Genomic DNA, 15,107 nt, shown 5'->3' with positions numbered 1-15,107 from the left:
TGAGAAGGTTCCTCGCCTCGCGGGCTTATCCGAGAGAACCCCACATTCGGTTCATGTTGCGTCGGGAAGGGCCGGGACACCCCGCCGGACCCACTGCCGCCCAGGACGGCCGTAGAACCCTCTTGACCTGCCAAAACGGGTACGCCCCTCCGAGCCGGTGACGGCACGGAGGGGCGTACCTCTCTATGTGGTTCAGCCCCACCCGATCAGGCGAAGCAGTCCGAAACGTTGAAGCAGTTGGTCGGGCGGTTGGCGGTGACCGCGGACTCGTCATCAAGCGTCACGGTGCCGCCGAAGCTGTTGAAGATGCCCCCCGGCTCAAGGGTGGAGAAGTTGTGCGCCACAGTCGTCCGGTGGAGTCTGACCTCGCTCCCGTCGGCGTTGACGATGCCGCCGCCGCGGGCGATCGGACCGACGGCCCGGTTGCCCACCACTTCGCTGTCGCGCAGCGTGGTGACGCCGTCGTCGTTGTAGAGGCCGGCGCCCCACAAGATCGAGGTGTTGTCCTTGATCCTGCTGCTCTCGATCGTCGCGACGCTGTCGGAGCTCACGAACAGGCCGCCACCCTCGCGAGCGGTGCTGTTCCTGACCACCGTGGCGTCCTTGAGGGTGAGCTGGCTGTCCGCCACCGCGATGCCACCACCCTCGAGCGCCGCGGTGTTGTCACCGACCGTCGTCTGGTGCAGCGTCGTGGTGCCCTCGACATCCAGCACGCCGCCGCCGAAGCCGAGCGTCTCGTTGTCGGTGACCTCGCTCTTGTAGACCCAGACCGAACCGCCCACAACACCCTCGCTGCGGATCGCCGGCGCGCCGTTGGAGATGCCACCGCCACCGATGATCGCGGTGTTGTCCTTGATCTTCGACTCGTCGACCTGGAGTACGCCGGCGTTGAAGATGCCGCCGCCGGCGAAGAAGGCGGTGTTGTGCGCGACCGTCGTCTTGCTGAGCCTGGTGCTGCCGAAGTTGGCCAGCCCACCGCCGTTGCTACCGGACTGGTTGTAGAGCAACTCGCTGTCCAGGATCTCGGCCCGACCACCGGGTTGCACCAGCACCCCGGCACCGTCGGTGAACCCGGGCTCCTCGACCAGCGGCGTCACCGCCGACCCGGCCGGCGCCGGCTTCGCCAGCACGGGCATGGCCGGTGCGGCCTGGACGGCCGTTGTTGCCGCTGCCGTGGCCGGTCCGGCCTTGGTTGCTGATGCCGCCTTGGCCGCGGGTGCCTCGGCGGGTGCCGCCTTGGCCGCGGGTGCCTCGGCGGGTGCTGCCTTGGCGGCCGTTGTCGCGGCGGGCTTCGCTGCCGCCTTGGCCGCTGTTGTTGCGGCGGGCTTGGCTGGTGCCGCCTTGGCGGCTGGTGCCGCCTTGGCCGCTGGTGCGGCGGCCTTGGCGGGTGCTGCCTTGGTCGCCGGTGCTGCCTTCGTCGCCGGTGCCGGTGCGGGCTTCGCTGCCGTGCCGGTGGCGGTGGAGCGGGTCAGCGCCGAGTACGGCGCCCAGACCGCCGCCGGGTCGGCGGTTATCGGGGACTGCAGGGTCTGGCCGCCCCTGATGCTCAGGCCCTTGAGGGTGAGACGCCCGCCGGGGCCGACGTTGAGGATGCGGAATTCGTCGGCGGTGGCCTCCCGGCCGATGGTGGTGTGCTCGCCCTTCAGGGTGATGTTCTCGGTGATCACCGGAAGGCCGTTGCCGTCCTGGTTACGGGTCAGCGTGTAGGTGCAGCCCTTGGCCAGATCCAACACGCCGCCGTCCTCGTTGTTGGCGAAGGTGATCGCCTGGATCAGCTTGTCGGTGTCGCACGGGACCTGCCTGCCGCGGTCCTTCTCGTCGCGCTTGTCGTCCTGGCGCTTGTCGCCTTGGCGCTTGTCGTCGCCGGACCGGTCGTCGAAGCCGCTCCAGTCGTCGCCGCCCCACTCGTGGTCCTGAGCGTCGGTTTCCTTGGCGCCGTTCTCGTCCGCGCCGCCAGCGTCGCTGACGTTCTGCCGGTTGGTCGACGGCTGCGCGTCGGACACCTGGTCGGATTTGGGCTTGTCATCCCGGGCGGCCACACCGCCGAGGGCCGCCAGGCCGACCACGCCGGTCAACCCGGCAACGCCGGCGACCCACAGCGCCCGCCGTCGTCGTGTCGGCGGAGCTGTCGAGGCCCCGCCGTCGGTACTCGTTACGTCGTTGGACATCAGAGCCTTCCGCCCTCTCCTGCTACCAGACGGGATCGCACCGCCCGAGGCGCCACGACCAGCTACAAATGGGTTGCAGCCTCTGATCCCCACCGTATGAGAACCATCTTCGCGACGCGGACTTATCCGAGATAACCCCGCATTTGGCGCAGGCCGGATGAGGCCGGGCAGGCGGTCCGGGCCGGTGAAAAGGGCGTGAGCAGCGCAAAGGCGGCTCTGACGGGCGAATGTCACCGCCATCGCGGGACAGGCAACGCCCACCGATCCACGTGCCGCCCACCGACCCACGGGCCGCCCGCCGCCCACGCCGCAGGCGGTGCCCAAGGGCGTGATCCACTCGGGTTTCAGTACAGGGCGGTGTTCGTGCGGTCTGGATGGGGCGGTTTCCGTGAAGCCGAGTGGATCACGGGAGTGGTCGGCCGCCACGGGTGCGGGCTGCCGCTGCCCGGGCGGCGCAGCACGGTGCTTGGCCGAGCCGGAGGTCTTGTCAACACCGGCGCACCGGCGCTGGGCCGGGCCGGAGGTCTTGTCAACACCGGCGCACCGGCGCTGGGCCGGAGCTCGTCGACAACAGCGCACCGGCGTCGCCGGGCCGGTGGTCGGCTGGCGGCGGCGCCGGTGCGGTGGTCGGGCGGCGGGGCTGGTGCGACGGTCAGCCGGGCAGGCGGGGGCCGGCCTCACGCTGCTCGGCCAGCCAGGTCTCCACCTCGTCGGAGGTGCGGGGCAGCCCGGCCGACAGGTTCACCGCGCCGGACGCGGTGACCAGTACGTCGTCCTCGATCCGGATGCCCACGCCGCGCAGCTCGGCGGGGACCAGCTCGTCCTCCGGCTGGAAGTACAGGCCGGGCTCGACGGTGAGCACGTAGCCCTCGCCCAGCGCGCCGTCGCGGTAGGTCTCCTTGCGGGCGTTGGAGCAGTCGTGCACGTCGATGCCGAGCATGTGGCCGAAGCCGTGCAGCGTCCACCGCCGGTAGACGGTCGACTTCTCGTCCATCGCCTCGTCCACGCTCACCGGCAGCAGGCCCAGTTCGGACAGGCCCTCGGCGAGCACCCGCATGCAGGTCAGGTGGACGTCCTTGAACGTCACTCCGGGGCGGATGGCGTCGATGCCGGCCTGCTGCGAGGCGTACACGATGTCGTAGACCTGGCGTTGCAGCGCGGTGAACCGGCCGTTGACCGGCAGGACCCGGGTGACGTCGGCGGTGTAGAGGTTGCGGCCCTCGACGCCCATGTCCATCAGCAGCAGGTCACCCGGTCGGGTGGCGCCGTGGTTGTGCACCCAGTGCAGGATCGTGGCGTGCTCGCCGGCGCCGACGATCGAGCTGTACCCGACGTCGTTGCCGTCGTGCCGGGCCCGCAGCGCGAAGACACCCTCCAGGAGCCGCTCGGACACCGCGCGGTCGGCCGGGAGGATCCGGGCCACGTCCTCGAAGCCGCGGACGGTGGCGTCGATCGCGTCCTGGAGTTGGCCGATCTCCCACTCGTCCTTGACCAGCTTCATCTCCGAGATGGCGATCGCCAGCTCCCGGTCGCGGGCCGGCTGGCCCTCGGCGCGCGGGCCGTCGTAGGCGCGGACGGCCGCGTCCACCTGGGCGTCGAAACCGCGCAACACCCGGGTACGCCCCGGCGCCAGGTCGGCGAGGGTCGCCTCCAGGCCGGTCAGGTCGGCGGTGGGCAGGCCCAGCTCGGTCGACTTCTCGCTGAGCGTGTGCCGCCGGCCCACCCACAGCTCGCCGTTGCGGCTGCGGAAGAACTCGTCGGTCTCCCGGGACGATCGGGGCCGCATGTACAGCGTCGCGTCGTGCCCGGAGCCGTTGGGGCGCAGCACCAGCACGCTGTCGGCGTCGTGGTCGCCGGTCAGGTAGGCGAAGTCACTGCCCGGCCGGAACGGGTAGTCGGTGTCGTTGGCCCGGACCTTCTCGGTGCCGGTGGGGATGACGAGCGTCTCGCCGGGGAAGGCCGCCGAGAGCGCGGCGCGCCGCTTGGCGTAGTTCGGCGTCTCCGGCCGGGGCGACACGGGGAGCGCGGTGTCGCGCCAGCCCTGCCGCATGAAGGACAGGAACGCCTCCGGGAAGTCCGGATCGTGCGATTCCGTGCCGTCCGTCGGCGTACCGTCGGTTTGTCCCTCGGTCATTGCGCCGCTCCCTCCGCCTCGTTGCTGATCCCGACGGTACCGCGCGCCCCGGTTCGCGCTGACGCCCCCGGGAGTCGGGTGGATCGACGGACGGCTGCAAGGGCCGACAGCGCGCGTGGAAAGATGGCCACCATGTGCGGACTTCTGGCCTTCTTCAGCGCGAACGGCAACGCCGCAGCGCATCGCGACCACATCGCCGGAGCGTTGGAATGCCTGCACCACCGCGGCCCCGACGAGACCGGGGTCGAGGTGGTCGGCGACGCTTCCGGCCGGTACGCGGACGGCGTGTTCGCCCACAAGCGGTTGGCCATCATCGACGTCGCGTCGAGCCACGAGCCGCTGCCCTACGCGAACGGCCGTTACCTGCTCACCTTCAACGGTGAGATCTACAACTACATCGAGCTGCGCGAGGAGTTGATCAGGAACTTCGGCGCGCAGTTCGCCACCGCCGGTGATGGCGAGGTGATCGTCGCCGGCTACCACTTTTGGGGTGAGCAGGTGCTCACCCGGCTGCGGGGCATGTTCGCCTTCGTCATCTGGGACCGGCAGGAGCGGCGCGCGTTCGGTGCCCGCGACTACTTCGGCATCAAGCCGATGCACTACCTGGAGACCGCCGACGGCCTCTACCTGGCGTCGGAGAAGAAGGCGCTGCTGCCGTTCGCGCACAGCAACTACCAGGGTGACGCGGGCGTCGACACGGCCAACCTGAGCCACTACCTGACCCTTCAGTACGTCCCGGAGCCCGGCACCCTGCACAAGGGCATCAGCCGGATCGGCTCGGGGGAGTACCTGAACTGGACCCCGGGTGGGCGCATCGACGTACGGCGGTGGTATCGGCCGGTGTTCCGGCCGGCGCCGGTTGACGACGAGCAGAAGCTGTACCACGAGATCCGGGAGACGCTGCGGGAGAGCGTGCGCATGCACATGCGCTCCGACGTGCCGGTCGGCTCGTTCCTGTCCAGTGGCATCGACTCGACCGCGGTGGTGGCGCTGGCCCGGGAGTTCAACCCGAACATCCTCACCTTCACCGTCGGCTACGACGTCCCGGGTTACTCCGAGATCGACGTCGCCCAGGAGTCGGCGCGGCACCTGGACGTCACGACGATCCCCACCAAGATCGGTCCGCAGGACATGATCGACGCGCTGCCGAAGATCGTCTGGCACCTGGACGACCCGGTGGCCGACCCGGCGCTGGTGCCGCTCTACTTCGTGGCCAAGAAGGCCGCCGAGCACGTCACCGTGGTGCTCTCCGGCGAGGGCGCGGACGAGTTCTTCGGCGGCTACACGATCTACCGGGAGCCGCTGTCGCTGGGCACCGTCAACGGCCTGCCCGGCGGGGTGCAGAAGGGTCTGCGCGCGGTCTCCAAGGCGATCCCGCAGGGCGTCAAGGGCAAGAGCTTCCTGGAGCGGGGCACCACCCCGATCGAGGAGCGCTACTACGGCAACGCGCGGATGTTCACCGAGGAGGAGAAGCAGCACCTGATGCGCCGCTACGACCCCTCGGTGCGCTACACCGACGTCACCGCCCCGATCTACGCCGAGTGCACCGAGCTGGACGACGTCACCAAGATGCAGTACGTCGACCTCTACACCTGGCTGCGCGGCGACATCCTGGTCAAGGCCGACCGGATCTCGATGTCGCACTCGCTGGAGGTGCGGGTGCCGTTCCTCGACCGCGAGGTGTTCGACGTCGCGGCGAAGATCCCGGTGGACCTGAAGCTGCCGCCGCGCTCCGACGCCACCAAGTACGCGATGCGTCAGGCGTTGCAGGGTGTCGTGCCGCCGGCCATCGTCAACCGCAAGAAGCTGGGCTTCCCGACCCCCACCCGGGTCTGGCTGCGCGGCGAGATGTACGAGTGGGCCCGGCACGTGCTCAGCACCTCGGGCGCGGGTGACCTGCTCGACCTGTCGTACGCGCTGCGGCTGCTCGACGAGCACAAGCGGGAGGAGGCCGACCACTCCCGCAAGGTGTGGACGGTGCTGATCTTCTGCATCTGGCACGCGATCTTCGTGGCCAAGACCCTCGACCCGGGCATCCAGCGCAACCAGTCCGCCCTGCTCACGAAGCCGGTGGTCGGTTCCATGGTCCGCTGACACCCACAACGACCAAGAGGTTTGCGTCACCGGAACGACTCCGGATGACGCAAACCTCTTGATCGTTTCAGGGGGTGGCGGCTACTTGCGGGCGCAGGTGACCGTCGGGAGTCCGTTCGTTCCTGTGCTGCTGGCCAGGAAGCCGAACGTGGTGGTGCCCTCCGGTGCGACTGTGCCGTTGTAATTGACGTTCGTCGCCGTCACCGACGAGCCGGACGACGTCTGGGTGGCGCCCCAGATCTGACTGATCGCCTGCCCGTTCGGCCAGGTCCAACTCGCGGTCCAGCCATTGAACGGCGTACTGCCGTGGTTCATGATCGTGACCTCGCCCTGGAATCCGCCCTGCCAGGCGCTGCTCACCTTGTAGACCGCCATGCAGTCACCGCCCGGCGGTGGCGTGGTCGGGTTCGGCGGCGGGGTCGTCGGGTCCGGCGGCGGCGTGGTGGGGTTGGGCGGCGGGGTGGTCGGGTCCGGCGGCGGGGTCGTCGGGTCGGGCGACGGCGAACCGGTACCCGGACCCACCCCGGTCACCTGACCGTTGCCGCCGTCGAAGGTCACGTCGGAGCAACCGAAGAAGTTCTCCTGCGAGTCCGAGCGCACCCAGCGGGAGTAGATGATGTGCCGGCCACTCTTACCCGACGGCAGGTTGCCGCTGAAGTAGTAGTGCCCGTCGTTGGTGCCGACCGCGCCGCGCTGCGGCGGGTTGGTCACCGTGAGGAACGGCTGCTCCAGGTCGCTCCAGGCCAGGGCCCGGGTCGGGCTCCAGCTGTCCTTGGTCACGTAGAAGTAGAACGTGCCCGGGTGGTGCGCCCAGTTGCTGTACTTGAAGTCCAGCCGCGACCCGGCGGTCAGGTGGGTCAGGGGCCAGTCGGTGCGGGGCAGGTCGTAGCCGCGGAAACCGGTGGCGCCGCCGCTGCACAGCTGCCCGTCCGGGATGAAGCCGGTGGTGCGGCCGCCAGCGTCGGAACGCAGCACACTGAACCAGTTGTAGAGCGAGTTCGCCCCGCTCTGCGCCACCGCGGCGGAGCACGCGGGGTTGTTCGGCCGGATCTCACCGGTCTGGCTTTTGCCGTCCTGCCAGCACAGGTAGGTGCGGCTGCCCGGGGTCATCGCCGCGCCGTGGGCGGCGGCCGGCTGGGGACTGGACGCCAGGGCGACAGCGCCCAGCGCGAGGGTCATGGCCGCGGTGAGCAACGCGGCCGTACGGGAACGGTTCACGGGTTCTCCTGACTCGCGAGGCGCGCCGCCCGAGCCGCCCCGCCGCGAACGGACGGGACGTGGCCTGCTCGCCCCGCTGAAATGAGCGGTGCGACGATCACGGCGACGTGCCCCGGCGAAGCCCAGCCGGTGGACGCGTGCCATCAACGGTCCTGTCAGGGACCGGCGCCCTCGCGTGTGTCGAACCCGGCAACCGGTGGCGCGGCAGCCCTCGCACCGCCCGGTACACGTCATCCCATCACGCCACGCCACGCCAGCGCAATAGCTGTCCCTCGATGGATGAGTTGACCCACCGGCCGCCGTTCAACGCCATATCCTGCGGACGGGGACGACGGAGGCGGAGAGGTGACGGCCGGTGCCGGACGTGTTCGACGAGGTGCACCGCCGGTGCCGCGCCGGTGAGCCGGTCGCGCTGGCCACCGTCGTGGCCACCTGGCACTCCGCACCGCAACCGCCCGGCGCGGCGATGGCGGTGGCGACCGACGGCACGGTCACCGGCAGCGTCTCCGGCGGCTGCGTCGAGGCGGACCTCTACGAACGGTCCCGCCGGGTCTTGGACACCGGCGCCGCCGAGCTGATCCGGTACGGCATCAGCGACGACGACGCGTACTCCGTGGGTCTGACCTGCGGTGGCATCCTCGACGTGTTCGTGGAGCGCGTCGAGGCCAGCGCCCTGCCGGGGCTGGCGGCGGTCGCCGCCGCCCGCCGAGACGGCCAACCGGCGGCGGTGGTCACCTGCGTGGCCGCCGACGCCGGCGATCCACCGGGCGCGCCGCCGACCGATCCAGCTCGACGGTTGGGCCGGCGACTGGTGCTGACCGGCCAGCAGTCGATCGGGTCGCTGGGTGACGACCGGCTCGACGACGCCGCCCGCGTCGACGCCCTCGGGCTGCTCGCCGCCGGGCACAGCGGGGTGCTCCGGTACGGCTACCACGGGCAGCGGCGCGGCAGCGGCATCAGCCTCTTCGTGACCGCGTACGCCACCCCGCCCCGGATGATCGTCTTCGGGGCGATCGACTTCGCCGCCGCGGTGGCCCGGATCGGCGCGTTCCTCGGCTACCGGGTCACCGTCTGCGACGCCCGAGGAGTCTTCACCACCGCCCGGCGCTTCCCCGAGGCCGACCAGGTGGTGGTGCAGTGGCCGCACCGCTACCTGCGAACGGAATTGGACGCGGGCCGGACCGACGGGCGGACCGTGGTGTGTGTCCTCACCCACGATCCGAAGTTCGACGTGCCGGTGCTGGAACTGGCGTTGCGCCACCGGTTGGCGTACGTCGGCGCGATGGGTTCGCGGCGCACCCACGACGAGCGGCACAAACTGCTGCGCGAGGCGGGGCTCGGCCCGGAGCAGCTCGCCCGGCTCGCCTCGCCGATCGGATTGGACCTCGGTGGTCGTACCCCGGAGGAGACCGCGGTGAGTGTGGCCGCGCAGATCGTCGCGGCCCGCTGGGGTGGCACCGGTCGCCCCCTCGCGGCGCTCGACGGGCCGGTCCACCGGCCCGGGTAGCCCGTCCACCGCTTCGGCGCCCACCGAGCGGCGCGCTGTGCCAGCCTGGGGGCACGGCGATCGGCTCGGCGTGCGACGGCCGGTGGTTGGTGACGACGAGAGGATCGGCATGGGGTACGCGGTGGTACTCGGCGAGGCACTCGTCGACCTGCTCGACACCGAGCGCGACGGGGAGCGGGTCTACCGGCAGGCGATCGGCGGCGGGCCGCTCAACGTCGCCGTCGGGGTGGCCCGCCTCGGCGGTGCGGCACAGTTCGTCGGGTCCCTCGGCGACGACGTGCTGGGCGGCCGGATCCGCGCCTTCCTCACCGCGGCCGACGTCGGGGTGGCCGGTGCGGTGACGGTGCCGGCGCCGACCACGCTCGCGGTGGTCACCTACGCCGGACCGGAACCCGACTTCCGTTTCTACGGCGAACCGGCGTCCTACGGCCTGCTCGGCCCCGACGACCTGGACCTCGCGCTGGTGGAGGGCGCCGACGTGCTCTCCTGCGGCTCGATCGCGCTGCTCCAGCCCGGCCCGCTGGCCGCCGCCCGGCGCGCCTGGTCGCTTGCCACGGGTCTGCGGGTCTTCGACCCGAACGTACGCCCCCGGGTGCTGACCGGGCCGGAGGCGCTGGACGGGCTCCGCCAGGTGGTGGCCGAATTCGCCCCCGGCGCGCACCTGGTCAAGCTGAGCTCCGCCGACGCTGGGCTGCTCTACCCCGGTGAACCGGTCGAGGGGGTGGCCGCGTACCTGCGCGAGCTGGGGGCCGCCACGGTGGTGGTGACGCTCGGCGCGGCCGGCGCGGTGCTGGCCGCCGCCGACGCCGACCCGGTCCGGGTGCCGGCCCCGAAGGTCGACGCGGTCGACGCCACCGGCGCCGGCGACTCGGTGCTGGCCGCGCTGATCGCCGACCTGCTCAACGACGGCGAACCGGACTCCCCGGCCGGGTGGGTCGAGCGGGTCGCGTTCGCGCTGCGGGTGGCGGGCCTGGTTTGCGAGCGCCCGGGTGGCGCCACCGCCATGCCCACCCGCGCCGACGTCGACCGCCGCTTCCCGGGTTAGGCCTCGCCGTCCAGTTCGCGGTAGCCGCGGCGGGCGGCGACCAGGGCGGCGCGGGCGCCGAAGGGAGCCTCCGCGGCCACCCTCTCGGGCGGCGCGCTGCCGGTGTGCGCGGCCCGGATCAGCCAGGCCAACCGCACCAGGTCGGCATGTTGGGCGCGGACGAACTCGACGTCCACCGGGTCGCCGTGACCCGGCACCACCACCGTGCGCGCGGTGGTCAGCCGCAGCAGGTCCGCGACCGCGTCCGGCCACCGCAGGGGGTACGCGTCCTCGAAGGCGGGCGGCCCGCTCTGCTCCACCAGGTCCCCGGCGACGAGCACGTCGGCGTCCGGCACGTGCACCACCAGATCCGCGTCGGTGTGCCCCCGCCCCGGGTGGCGCAGCAGCACCCGCCGGCCACCCAGATCGAGCGACGTCTCGGTGTGCACGGTGTGCGTGGGGGCGAGCAGCGGGGTGTCGGCCAGCTCGGCGGCGAGCTCGGGATGCTCCTCGCGCAGCTCCGCGTACGCCTCCCGGCGCAGCCCCTCCGGGTCCGTGCGCAGCGCCGTGGCGGCCAGCTCGTGCGCGTACACCGGGCGGGGCGGGTCGCCGGCCAGGATGGCGTTGCCGAAACAGTGGTCGTAGTGGTGGTGGGTGTTGACGAGCGTCAACGGGCGGTCGGTGATCGCCCGGACGGCCGCGGCCAGGTCGGTGGCCTGCGCGGCCGACGAGAGCGTGTCCACCAGCAGCGCCTCGTCGTCCCCGACGACGAGTGTGACGTTGACCCGCAGCAGTGGTTCGCGAAGCACGTGCACCCGGTCGGCGACCTCGACGAACCCGGTGGTCACGACGAACGCCCGGCGCGTTCGACGAAGCGTTGCCGGTCCACCAGGATCCGGTCCACCCGACCCCGGGCCACCGTCTGGTCACCGTCGCTGACCGTGACCTCGAACGACAGCCGGCGACCGTCGACGGTTGCCAGCAGCGCCTGCGCGCGGACCGTCCGGCCGACCACGGTCGGCGCCAGGTGCTCCAACTCGACCCGGGTGCCCACGGTCGTCGACCCGGGCGGCATCCCGGTCGTCGTCGCCGCGACGGTGGCCGCCTCGGCCAGCGCCAGCACCCGTGGAGTGCCCAGCACCGGTACGTCCCCGGAACCGACCGCCTGGGCGGTGTCCGCGTCGGTGACGGTCAACTCGACCTGGGCGGTCAGACCCGGCGTGAAGGCCGGCTCGGGCTGCTCCTGCATGGTCGTCAGCCTAGGTGTTCGCCGGACACGGTGAGCACGCGCCCGGCGATCCGGGCGCACCCACCCGCGACGAGCACCGGGTGGTCCCCGTCGGTCGATGCCGTACCCGTCGTTAACCTTGACGACGATGGCCGTCGTGACTGACCCCCAGCCCCCCGCCCGGACCGACCCGCCCGCGTCCCCGGACGGGGGTCGTCGGCGCGTCGTCGCGATGACCGTCTGGGCGGTCGCCTTCGTCGCCGCGTGGCTGGCCATCGGCCTGCCCACCGACCCGACGTACGCCTTCGTCTGGATCTGGCTCGCGACCATCGCCTGGAACAGCGACCGGCCCTGGCGCAGCCACCTGCGCTTCGCTCGGGACTGGGTGCCGGTGGTGCTGCTGTTCGTGATCTACAACCTCTCGCGCGGGTTCGCCGACAACGGGGCCACGCCGCACGCGATGGAGCTGATCGTCGCCGACCGGTTCATGTTCGGTTGGGCCACCGGCGGGGAGGTGCCCACCGTCTGGTTGCAGCAGCACCTCTACCACCCGCAGGTGCACTGGTGGGACGTCGCCGCGAGCTGGGTGTACTTCTCGCACTTCGTGGTGGCGCTGACCGCCGCCGCGGTGCTCTGGCTGCGCGACCGGCACCGCTGGGCGGCGTACATGCGGCGCTGGGGTTTCCTCTGCGCCGCCGGCCTGGTGACCTACTTCATCTACCCGGCCGCCCCGCCCTGGTGGGCGGCACAGAACGGGCTGCTCACCGAGGTCGCCCGGATCTCGACGCGGGGCTGGAAGGCGTTCGGCATGCACGGCGCCGGCAACGTGCTCAACGCCGGCCAGATCGCCTCCAACCCGGTCGCCGCGATGCCGTCGCTGCACACCGCGTGGGCGTTGTTCGTGGTGCTGTTCTTCCTGACCGCCACCCGCCGTCGCTGGTGGCCGCTGCTGCTCGCGTACCCGCTGGCGATGACCTTCACCCTGGTCTACTCGGGTGAGCACTACGTCATCGACGTGCTGGTCGGCTGGGCGTACGTGGGGCTGACGTTCCTGGTGGTCGGTCTGGCGGAGCGTGGTTGGGCAGCGTGGCGCGTCCGCCACCCGCGCGCCAGGTCGGCCACGGAACCCCCACCGAATCCCGCCGACCCCCCGCCCGCCGAGGCCCCCACCCCCCGACAACCAGACACCACCACAACCCACCCCGCAATCCCCGCCGACCACTGACCCCCACCCCGGCCCCCCGCCACCGGGGGTGGCGCCGGCGGGTCAGGGTTGGGTGCGGGCTTGGTGGGCTCTTTCGGTCAGGTCCGCAGCCAGGGACCAGGCCTCTGCCAGGTCGCGGTCCTGGGCGGTGGCGCCGGAGCCGCCCGCGGTGTCCGCGTGCACGGTGGCCAACCCGAGACGGCGCTGGATGGGCCCCTGGACCACTCGCACGCTCTGGATCCGGGCGTACGGCACGATCACCAGCTGCCGGGTGAGCCGCCCGGACCGGGTGGCGAAGACCCGCTCGAACAGCCCCGCGCCGAAGGCGGCACGGCCCAGTGGGTGCAGCCAACGGGTCCGGCGCGGAGGTGGGCTCAGCGGGAGCGCGTCGAGGCGTACCCCGGGAAGCACCTCGGCGACGATCATCGTCGCCGTCGGCAGGTCGCCGACCGGCAGCAGCCGGTCGGGCCGGCTGCGGTCGTCGGCCTCCGCGACGGAGTAACCGGCCACCTCCAGCCGCAGCCGCAGCCAGCCCTTCATCCGCCAGAGCAGCGGCCAGGTGGCCCGCACGGTCTGCACCCGCTCCAGCGGCACGGTCTGCGCCCGCGTCTCCAGCAGACCGTTGTGCACCCGCAGCGTGGCGCCGTCGCGGGCCAGCCGGAAGTTCCAGTCGTCGAGGACCCGGCGGATCGGTTGCAGCAGCACACCCGCCATCGCGGTCAGGGTGCTCGCCACCGCCACGAACGACCACGACCCGGCGGTGAGGAACTGCACCACGACGAAGGCCACACCGAACGGGAGCAGGAACGCCTGCGGGGTGAGCAGTTGGCTGACCAGCAGGTTCTGGTTGCGTACCGCGTGCAGTGGCCGGCCGGGCGCGGCCGCCGGTGGCGCCGTCGCACCCGGGGCCACCGGGGCGGTCGCGTCGCCGGGCGCGGGTAGCTGCGCCACCCGCCCGGCCAGCGCCAGCAGACGCTCGCGCAGCAGGGCGGCGTCGGTCACCCCGAGGTACGCCAGTGGCGCCTCGGTCTTGCCTCCGCCGACGACCTCCAGGCGCAGCTCGGCCAGGCCGGTGAGCTGGGCGAGCAGCGGCCGGACCACCTCCACGGCCTGCAACCGTTCCAACGGGATGGCCCGGGTACGCCGCCAGAGCAGCCCCTCGTACACCCGAAGTTCCCGGCCGACGACGTGGTAGCCGGTGTTGTACCAGCTGATCACCGACAGCACTGTCGCGCCGAGCGCCAGCACCGCCACCATCGCGGCGAACCAGCCGAAGCCGACCCGGGACAGCGTCGACCAGGACAGCCCGGCGATCACCACGACGAGGGACTTGGCGCCGTGCAGCACCGGGCTGAGCGGGTGCAGTCGCTGCCGGGGTTCGCCCTCGCCGCCGCCGGGTGGTGCCGGCCACGGTTCGGGCGCGCCGAACGGGTCGGCGGGAGCCGCGTCGGTGCCTGGCACGCCAGTGGCTGCCGGGCCAGTGGGCAGCACCGGCCCGGGTGGCGTCGGGCCAGCGGGCAGCACCGGCCCGGGTGGCGTCGGGCCAGCGGGTGGCGAGGCGCTCGGCCCGTCGCTCATCGCAGCGACCCTCGGCGGGGACGGTGGTTGCCCGCGCGGGCGCTCACAGCCCCTCCGCCCGGTCCTCGCCGAGCGCGGTGAGCCGATCGCGCAGCCGGGAAGCCTGCGCCGGCCGCAGCCCGGGAACCCGGGCGTCGCTCGCCGCCGCCGCGGTGTGCAACTGCACGGTGGCCAGGTCGAAGGCGCGCTCCAACGGCCCGGCGCTCACGTCGACGAACTGCATCCGCGAGTACGGCACGATGGAGAGCCGGCGGACCAGCAACCCGTGCCGGACCAGCAGGTCGTTCTCCCGCTCGGCGTACCCCCAGGCCCGGACCGCCCGGCCGATCGCGATGGCCCGCCACACGCCGAGCACCACCACGACGGCGACGGCGAGCCCGAACAGCCACTGGCCGCTGAGCGCCCAGCCGACGGCCGTCACCGCCAGCCCGATGGCGACGACGATCGCCAGCCGGATCAGCTCCACCCAGATCAGGTCGGTGGAGATCGGTTGCCAGTCGACCGTGTCCGGCCAGGGCTCCAGCGGCCCGCGGCCCGCCGGTGCGGCCGTCGAGGCGTCGGGTCCGGAAGGCGGTGGGGCGCCGGGGGTGCTCACGTGTCGAGCGTAGGCGATCCGGGCACCGCGGTGACGGCACGCAGGAAGCCGCGAGCGTCCAGGAAGTCACCGAGGCTGGTCCGATGGTCGGCGCAGGCCAGCCAGGTCTTGCGCCGATCGGCGTCGTGCAGCCGGGGATTGTTCCACTCCAGGGCCCAGACGGCGGCGGCCCGACAGCCGCGGGCCGAACAGACGAGGGCGTCGTCGGCGGTGGAGGGGATGCTCATCCGGGCCAGTCTAGGGGTGGCCGCACGGGAAGTTTGATCGCCGGGCGACCACGGGGGGAGCCGCCCGGCGACGGGGTGAATCGTACACGCGGCAGGCCGGTCCAGGCACACCCTCGACGGGCGATTCTGC

At 72.1% G+C, this 15,107-nt stretch carries 12 protein-coding genes; 4 read left to right on the top strand and 8 right to left on the bottom strand.

Annotated features, from left to right (window positions below; genetic code table 11):
- Nucleotides 1–206: 206 nt before the first annotated feature.
- Together AB0O48_RS32945 and AB0O48_RS32940 are read right to left on the bottom strand one after the other, a co-directional pair.
- Nucleotides 207–2,408, bottom strand: a complete 2,202-nt coding sequence (locus tag AB0O48_RS32945) for a hypothetical protein (RefSeq protein ID WP_357572204.1) — start codon at nucleotides 2,406–2,408, stop codon at nucleotides 207–209.
- Nucleotides 2,409–2,820: 412 nt separating this feature from the next.
- On the bottom strand, nucleotides 2,821–4,302 hold the full coding sequence (locus tag AB0O48_RS32940; protein ID WP_357248700.1) for an aminopeptidase P family protein: 1,482 nt from the start codon (nucleotides 4,300–4,302) through the stop codon (nucleotides 2,821–2,823).
- A 132-nt stretch (nucleotides 4,303–4,434) separates the two neighbouring features.
- Between AB0O48_RS32940 and asnB the strand changes: the two genes are divergently transcribed.
- Nucleotides 4,435–6,396 carry an asparagine synthase (glutamine-hydrolyzing) gene (gene asnB / locus AB0O48_RS32935; RefSeq protein ID WP_088951893.1) on the top strand — a complete coding sequence of 654 codons (1,962 nt, stop codon included), beginning with the start codon at nucleotides 4,435–4,437 and terminating at the stop codon, nucleotides 6,394–6,396.
- Nucleotides 6,397–6,477: 81 nt separating this feature from the next.
- On the opposite strand, the gene AB0O48_RS32930 is transcribed toward asnB, so the two are convergent.
- Entirely contained in the window at nucleotides 6,478–7,575 is a 1,098-nt protein-coding gene (locus AB0O48_RS32930) for a lytic polysaccharide monooxygenase (RefSeq protein ID WP_357248812.1), read from the bottom strand.
- Nucleotides 7,576–7,969: 394 nt separating this feature from the next.
- On the opposite strand from AB0O48_RS32930, the gene AB0O48_RS32925 reads away from it, so the two are divergent.
- Together AB0O48_RS32925 and AB0O48_RS32920 are read left to right on the top strand one after the other, a co-directional pair.
- Entirely contained in the window at nucleotides 7,970–9,121 is a 1,152-nt protein-coding gene (locus AB0O48_RS32925) for an XdhC family protein (RefSeq protein ID WP_365069786.1), read from the top strand.
- Between the two features lie 109 nt (nucleotides 9,122–9,230).
- Nucleotides 9,231–10,166, top strand: coding sequence for a PfkB family carbohydrate kinase (locus tag AB0O48_RS32920; RefSeq protein WP_357572206.1), 936 nt, complete (start codon nucleotides 9,231–9,233; stop codon nucleotides 10,164–10,166).
- On the opposite strand, the gene AB0O48_RS32915 is transcribed toward AB0O48_RS32920, so the two are convergent.
- Nucleotides 10,163–10,993 carry an MBL fold metallo-hydrolase gene (locus AB0O48_RS32915; RefSeq protein ID WP_357572207.1) on the bottom strand — a complete coding sequence of 277 codons (831 nt, stop codon included), beginning with the start codon at nucleotides 10,991–10,993 and terminating at the stop codon, nucleotides 10,163–10,165. The two genes, AB0O48_RS32920 and AB0O48_RS32915, sit on opposite strands and share 4 nt — an antisense overlap.
- Nucleotides 10,990–11,394, bottom strand: a complete 405-nt coding sequence (locus AB0O48_RS32910; protein WP_357248688.1) for a hotdog domain-containing protein — start codon at nucleotides 11,392–11,394, stop codon at nucleotides 10,990–10,992. The genes AB0O48_RS32915 and AB0O48_RS32910 overlap by 4 nt, the downstream gene beginning before the upstream one ends.
- A gap of 127 nt (nucleotides 11,395–11,521) precedes the next feature.
- Between AB0O48_RS32910 and AB0O48_RS32905 the strand changes: the two genes are divergently transcribed.
- Entirely contained in the window at nucleotides 11,522–12,598 is a 1,077-nt protein-coding gene (locus AB0O48_RS32905; protein WP_365069782.1) for a phosphatase PAP2 family protein, read from the top strand.
- A 42-nt stretch (nucleotides 12,599–12,640) separates the two neighbouring features.
- On the opposite strand, the gene AB0O48_RS32900 is transcribed toward AB0O48_RS32905, so the two are convergent.
- The 3 genes from AB0O48_RS32900 to AB0O48_RS32890 form a co-directional block, all read right to left on the bottom strand.
- Nucleotides 12,641–14,155, bottom strand: coding sequence for a PH domain-containing protein (locus tag AB0O48_RS32900; protein WP_365069780.1), 1,515 nt, complete (start codon nucleotides 14,153–14,155; stop codon nucleotides 12,641–12,643).
- Nucleotides 14,156–14,198: 43 nt separating this feature from the next.
- A complete protein-coding gene (locus AB0O48_RS32895) occupies nucleotides 14,199–14,678 on the bottom strand; it encodes a PH domain-containing protein (protein WP_357572293.1) in 480 nt (159 codons plus the stop codon).
- Between the two features lie 68 nt (nucleotides 14,679–14,746).
- Nucleotides 14,747–14,977 carry a hypothetical protein gene (locus tag AB0O48_RS32890; RefSeq protein ID WP_357248680.1) on the bottom strand — a complete coding sequence of 77 codons (231 nt, stop codon included), beginning with the start codon at nucleotides 14,975–14,977 and terminating at the stop codon, nucleotides 14,747–14,749.
- Nucleotides 14,978–15,107: the final 130 nt, after the last annotated feature.

The organism is Micromonospora sp. NPDC085948 (genome assembly GCF_040686315.1).
In the GTDB taxonomy this organism is placed as follows: domain Bacteria; phylum Actinomycetota; class Actinomycetes; order Mycobacteriales; family Micromonosporaceae; genus Micromonospora.
The sequence above is the reverse complement of the archived record's forward strand: the minus strand, read 5'-3'. Positions and strand labels throughout refer to the sequence as shown.

Coding starts and splice junctions, on each gene's coding strand:
- AB0O48_RS32945 (WP_357572204.1), bottom strand. CDS start 2,408: ATGGCGGTGACATTCGCCCGTCAGAGCCGCCTTTGCGCTGCTCACGCC.
- AB0O48_RS32930 (WP_357248812.1), bottom strand. CDS start 7,575: ATGACCCTCGCGCTGGGCGCTGTCGCCCTGGCGTCCAGTCCCCAGCCG.
- AB0O48_RS32910 (WP_357248688.1), bottom strand. CDS start 11,394: ATGCAGGAGCAGCCCGAGCCGGCCTTCACGCCGGGTCTGACCGCCCAG.
- AB0O48_RS32900 (WP_365069780.1), bottom strand. CDS start 14,155: ATGAGCGACGGGCCGAGCGCCTCGCCACCCGCTGGCCCGACGCCACCC.
- AB0O48_RS32890 (WP_357248680.1), bottom strand. CDS start 14,977: ATGAGCATCCCCTCCACCGCCGACGACGCCCTCGTCTGTTCGGCCCGC.
- AB0O48_RS32940 (WP_357248700.1), bottom strand. CDS start 4,302: ATGACCGAGGGACAAACCGACGGTACGCCGACGGACGGCACGGAATCG.
- asnB (WP_088951893.1), top strand. CDS start 4,435: ATGTGCGGACTTCTGGCCTTCTTCAGCGCGAACGGCAACGCCGCAGCG.
- AB0O48_RS32905 (WP_365069782.1), top strand. CDS start 11,522: ATGGCCGTCGTGACTGACCCCCAGCCCCCCGCCCGGACCGACCCGCCC.
- AB0O48_RS32920 (WP_357572206.1), top strand. CDS start 9,231: ATGGGGTACGCGGTGGTACTCGGCGAGGCACTCGTCGACCTGCTCGAC.